General features: G+C 51.9%; 7 protein-coding genes and 1 tRNA gene. 4 read left to right on the top strand and 4 right to left on the bottom strand.

The features are described 5' to 3' along the window. Both AC1HCM_RS07790 and AC1HCM_RS07785 read right to left on the bottom strand, forming a co-directional pair. Nucleotides 1-581: polysaccharide biosynthesis/export family protein (locus AC1HCM_RS07790; RefSeq protein WP_479461204.1), on the bottom strand; the 581-nt coding region annotated here is incomplete at its 3' end. A gap of 175 nt (nt 582-756) precedes the next feature. Beyond that, nucleotides 757-834 (bottom strand) — tRNA-Glu (locus AC1HCM_RS07785). Nucleotides 835-919: 85 nt separating this feature from the next. Here AC1HCM_RS07785 and AC1HCM_RS07780 point away from each other — a divergent pair. The 3 genes from AC1HCM_RS07780 to AC1HCM_RS07770 are packed head-to-tail and all read left to right on the top strand — an operon-like array spanning nt 920 to nt 3,461. Beyond that, nucleotides 920-1,618: a PilZ domain-containing protein gene (locus AC1HCM_RS07780; RefSeq protein WP_479461203.1), complete on the top strand. Its 699-nt coding sequence runs from the start codon at nt 920-922 to the stop codon at nt 1,616-1,618. After that, on the top strand, nt 1,615-2,802 hold the full coding sequence (locus tag AC1HCM_RS07775) for an FtsX-like permease family protein (RefSeq protein ID WP_479461202.1): 1,188 nt from the start codon (nt 1,615-1,617) through the stop codon (nt 2,800-2,802). The genes AC1HCM_RS07780 and AC1HCM_RS07775 overlap by 4 nt, the downstream gene beginning before the upstream one ends. After that, entirely contained in the window at nt 2,802-3,461 is a 660-nt protein-coding gene (locus tag AC1HCM_RS07770; RefSeq protein ID WP_479461201.1) for an ABC transporter ATP-binding protein, read from the top strand. The genes AC1HCM_RS07775 and AC1HCM_RS07770 overlap by 1 nt, the downstream gene beginning before the upstream one ends. On the opposite strand, the gene trxB is transcribed toward AC1HCM_RS07770, so the two are convergent. Together trxB and AC1HCM_RS07760 are read right to left on the bottom strand one after the other, a co-directional pair. After that, a complete protein-coding gene (gene trxB, locus AC1HCM_RS07765; protein WP_479461200.1) occupies nt 3,458-4,393 on the bottom strand; it encodes a thioredoxin-disulfide reductase in 936 nt (311 codons plus the stop codon). The genes AC1HCM_RS07770 and trxB overlap by 4 nt on opposite strands. Before the next feature lie 21 nt (nt 4,394-4,414). Beyond that, nucleotides 4,415-4,657, bottom strand: a complete 243-nt coding sequence (locus tag AC1HCM_RS07760; RefSeq protein WP_479461199.1) for a ribbon-helix-helix domain-containing protein — start codon at nt 4,655-4,657, stop codon at nt 4,415-4,417. 125 nt (nt 4,658-4,782) lie between these two features. On the opposite strand from AC1HCM_RS07760, the gene AC1HCM_RS07755 reads away from it, so the two are divergent. After that, nucleotides 4,783-5,030: globin family protein (locus AC1HCM_RS07755; protein WP_479461198.1), on the top strand; the 248-nt coding region annotated here is incomplete at its 3' end.

The following is a 5,030-nucleotide window of genomic DNA, read 5'->3' as shown; positions in this document are numbered from 1 at the left end:
TCTTCAAGGGGTAGGGTTATATCCTCTCTCCCTCTACTTATCTTGACGAGGGTCTTGTTTATGGGCGATGTCACACCACCGACGCTTGCAAGGACATCAAGGAGGGTGCTCGTATTGTACCCGAGGGGGACCCTCCTGCTTTCCCTGACATGACCGAAGACCGTTACTGTGGAGGAGGCAAAGGCAGGGACCTTGACCACAACCTGAGGACGGTTGGCAACCCCTGCGAGCTTTCTCTCTATCTCCCTTGAGACCTCCTCGGGTCTCTTCCCCAGGACCTTCACCCTTCCCACAAAGTGAACGTTTATATAACCTTCGTCATCCACAAGCTGGGGCGGAAGAGCTGCGGAGACCATTCCGCCTCCGTATCCCTGAGGGGATAAAGATGCTGAGAGGAAGACTGGGGGAGGAGTTTCGTATATGTATATCTCAACTACATCACCCCTACCTATCCTCGGGGAATAGGGCTGGGAGAGGAAGGTTCTGAGCCTTTCCCTGAAAGCCTCCTTTTCTCTCTTTAGCTTAAGGGTTATCTCCGGATTCAGGGTAAGGACAACTATCGGTTCATCTGCTGTCAGCACAGCGGTTGTACTTGGTCCACTCTGGGGGATCATATAGGAGCAGGATGATAGGAATAACGAGAGGGAGATCAGCCATAGCAATAGATACTTCATCCTAATCCTTTTATATTTTACAGCAGAGTGGTCTGACCAGTTTAGGTACTTATTTCCCGGGTGTTCATATTTTAGAAACAAATGGCACCCCCAGCGGGATTTGAACCCGCGTTTCCGGCGTGAAAGGCCGGCGTCCTAGGCCAGGCTAGACGATGGGGGCAGCCATCGGAGACAGGGAAGTATTATAAGTATCTCCCCTCCTTGTGTCAAGCCCATCAAAACTCGTTTATACTATTCGGAAAACAATGAGCAGGCTAAAGGTATCTGAGATATTTAGGGTTGGAGAGTGCTACGACGTTATCACCAAGTACAAGGAGGTCCCTGTAAAGGCAAGCATGAGACTGAAGTGGGTTGACGACGAGGGGAGGCTCCTGGGCTTTGACTGGGGGAAGAGCCATCTCAGAGCAGCCTTCTCAACCCTTGACCCTGTTTATGTCAAGCTCTCTTCCAAAGAGTACGCCCAGACGCAGGTGTTCAGCAACCTGGGCAAAGAGCTCGTCCTCACCGTGGAGAACTTCGTTGAGCCTCCTGAGTTTATAAAGAGGAGAGCTGTCAGGGTTGAGCCCGACGAGAACAAGCCCGTTATGGTTGAGCTTGAGTTTGATGGACACAGCTTCAGGCTCCCCGCAAAGGATATAAGTGAAACCGGGGTAGGCTTCTCCCTCAGTGCCAAGGAGCACGGGGACTTCATTGACTTCGTCAAGGAAAGGCTTGAGAACTTAAAAGAGGACGAGTCAATTGAGTTTAATATTGCGGTGGAGCTCCCCAACAATGGAACCGCCAAGGGGAAGGGGAGGCTAAGAAACATAGTGGGTCTCGGTAAGGACGTTTATGTGAGGCTCGGCTTTGAGGTAAGCTTTCCGAAGGAGGAGATAAACAAGATAAGAAAGTACGTCATAGCCCGTCAGAGGGAGATAATCCAGTCCCTGAGGTTTGCCGAATGAGGCTGACCCTCCGCATAGCCCTGAGGTATCTCCTCTCCGTTAAGGGAAACACCCTCCTCATAACATCTATCTCCTTCCTCGGTGTGTTTTTGAGTGTGAACGCCATACTCCTGACCCTCGGCGTGTTCACCGGCTTTCAGGACACCCTCAAGGAGAAGATACTCTCAACAGCACCCCACATAGTTGTGAGCGTTGTGGGGGAAGCGGACATAGAAGAGCTGAGAAGGAAGATAGAGGGAGTTGGAGGTGTAAAGGGAACCCTGCCCTTTATCCTATACAGCGCCATACTCGGAAAGGAGGAGAGGCTTCAACCCGTCACCGTGAAGGCTGTTGATTACAGGGAGAAAGTCTTCAGGGAGATGATAGGTAAGCACCTCGTAAAGGGAGAGCTTGAGGACCTCGTGATAGGGAAGGGGGTTGCCGATGTCCTCGGTGTGTCCGCAGGCGAGAAGGCGGTTCTCGTTTTTCCGATGGGTATAAGGACCCCTACGGGGTTCATACCAAAGACAAAGGAGGTGAGGATAGGGGGTATCTTTCACACAGGAGCTTACGACAGGGACTTCGTGATAGTCTTCATGAAGGAGAAGGAGGCACGGAGGTTCTTCAAGAGGGGCTTCAAGCTTGAGGGCATAGAGGTGTACATAAGGGACCCCTACAGGGCTCAGGAGGTGAGGGAGCGAATAGAAAGGGCTATCTCAAGCGACCTCGTCATAGTCCGCTCCTGGATAGACCTGAACAAACCGCTCTTCAACGCCCTTCAGCTGGAGAAGTTAGCCCTCTTCCTCGTCCTTCTCCTTATGGTATTCGTAGCTTCCTTCAACATAACGAGCCTCCTCTTCGTAAAGGCAAAGGAGAAGGTCAGGGACATAGCAATACTGAAGACCTTCGGTATGAAGACGAGGGGAGTTCTCGGCATATTTCTGACCGTGGGTATGAGCATCGGCATTCTGGGTGCCATCTTCGGTGTGGCAAGCTCCTTTCTCATAGCATACTTTGTGAACGAGTACAGGCTCATAAGGGTTCCCGAGGAGGTTTACATGATGAGCTACATACCAGTCCACATAAAGCCCCTTGACCTCTGTGCAACCTTCATCGGGACGCTTCTCCTTTCCTTCTTCTCCTCCCTTCTTCCCGCCCTGAGGGCTGCAAAGGAAAACATAGTCAGCGTGCTGAGGAACGAGTGATGAAAGAGGTGGTAAAGGCAAAGGAGCTATGGAAGGTCTATCCCGACGGAACGAGGGCGCTCAGGGGAGTTAGCCTTTCGGTAGAAGAGGGGGAGTTCGTTGGAATCATGGGACCCTCTGGCTCTGGGAAGAGCACCCTCCTTCACCTAATAGGTGGGCTTGACAGACCTTCGGGAGGAGAGGTCTTCCTCTTCGGCAAGGATATAAGCCTGATGGACGAGGACGAGCTGGCAGAGTTCAGGAAGAGGAGGGTAGCCTACATCTTCCAGTTCTACTACCTCCTTGAGGACTTCAACGTCCTTGAGAACCTTCTCCTCGTGGCGGAGCTCCTCGGTATAGAGAAGGCAGAGGATAAGGCTATCAGGATTCTTGACTTCCTGAGGCTCTCTCACAGGCTTAAACACAAACCGAGCCAGCTCTCGGGGGGTGAACAGCAGAGGGTGGCGATAGGGAGGGCTCTCATAAGCGAACCAGCCCTGATACTGGCTGACGAGCCGACCGGAAACATAGACTGGGAGGAGGGAAGGAGGATATTTGAGCTCTTCAGGAGGCTTAACGAGGAGGAAGGGATAACCTTCGTTGTTGCAACCCACAATCCAGACCTCAGGGAGTTCTTCAACAGGATAGTCAGGCTCAGGGACGGAAAGGTGGTTCCTTAAACTATCCCTTTCTCCGATAGGTACTTCTCGCACTCAAGGGCTGCCATACATCCGAAGGCGGAGGCTGTTATAGCCTGTCTGTACTTCCTGTCGTGAACGTCCCCTGCAGCAAAGACGCCCTCAACGGATGTCTTGACGTGGTCGTGAACCTTTATGTAGCCGTGGGAGTCAAGGGCGAGCTGTCCCCTGAATATATCTGTGTTTGGCTCGTGACCTATCGCTATGAAGACACCGTCGCACCTGAGCTCCGATAGCTCCCCTGTCTTGACGTTCTTGATGAGGACACCCGTCACGCTTCCCTTGTTAACGTCGTATATGTCCTCAACCACGCTGTCCCAGAGGAAGCTTATCTTGGGGTTTTCAAAAGCTCTCTCCTGCAAAATCTTTGAAGCCCTGAGCTTATCCCTCCTGTGTATGACGGTGACGCTCCTCGCATGGTGGGTAAGATGCAGAGCCTCCTCCATAGCCGAGTCCCCGCCGCCCACAACGACCACATCCTTGTCCTTGTAGAAGGCTCCGTCACAGACAGCGCAGTAGGAGACCCCCTTCCCCATAAGGAGGGCTTCGGACTCAAGACCGAGCATCCTCGGGCGGGCACCGGTGGCAGCTATCACGCTCTCAGCCAAGTACTCCTCGCCTCCAGCCCAGACCTTGAAGGGTCTGCTCTTGAAATCAACCTTTATGACGTTCTCATATATTATCCTCGTCCCGAACTTCTCCGCCTGCTGGCGCATCCTTTCCATTAGCTCAGGTCCCTGAATCCCCTCAGGAAAGCCGGGGAAGTTCTCAACGTCCGAGGTCATCATGAGCTGACCGCCGAACATTTGCCCTGCAAAGAGGAGAGGTTCAAGCTTTGCCCTCGCAGTGTATATAGCTGCCGTCAGACCGGCACAGGCTCCTCCGATTATTATTACCTTCTCAATATCACCCACCTCGGAGACCTCCAGATTAAATTATATCCTATCCCTTATCTCCTTAAGCATGTCCTCAATCCTCTCAAGCCTTCTCTCAATATCTCCCAGTTTCCTCTCCATCTCCTTTGCGGAGAGGAGTATCTCCCTGTGGTTCTTCTGGGTCTCGTAGTAGAGCCTGAGAGCCTCCCTTATTATCTGGGTCTCCTTCTTGCCGAGCTCAATCTTCAGGGTATTGAGAACCTCAAGAGTCTCTCCATCAAATACGTAGGTCTTCTTCCTCAAACATCACCATCCTTTGGTTAAAGGATAGCCCTGAATGGCTCTCTGTCTATGACAAAAAGAAGGTGGTTATTTCTGTAAAAATCTGCATATTTTAGGTGGTATAATTGATAGAACAGCTAGGTGGTATGATTGATAGAATAGCAAAGATACTCCAGATAGACGAAGGAGAGATAAGGAGGAGGGTGAGCTATCTGGACATTACACCCCACGATGTTGAGCTCCCCAAAGAGGCAAACGACAGGCTCAGCGATGAGGAGCTTGACAGGGTTTTTACCGAGTTCTATCGCCACCTTGAGAGCTTTGAGCACATCAGGGCTATCCTCCACAGGGAGCCCGGAAGGGTCCAGAAGCTCAAGGAAAAGCAGAAGCTCCA

This window comes from Hydrogenivirga sp., assembly GCF_056450045.1.
This window is presented reverse-complemented; position numbering and strand designations above follow the sequence as displayed.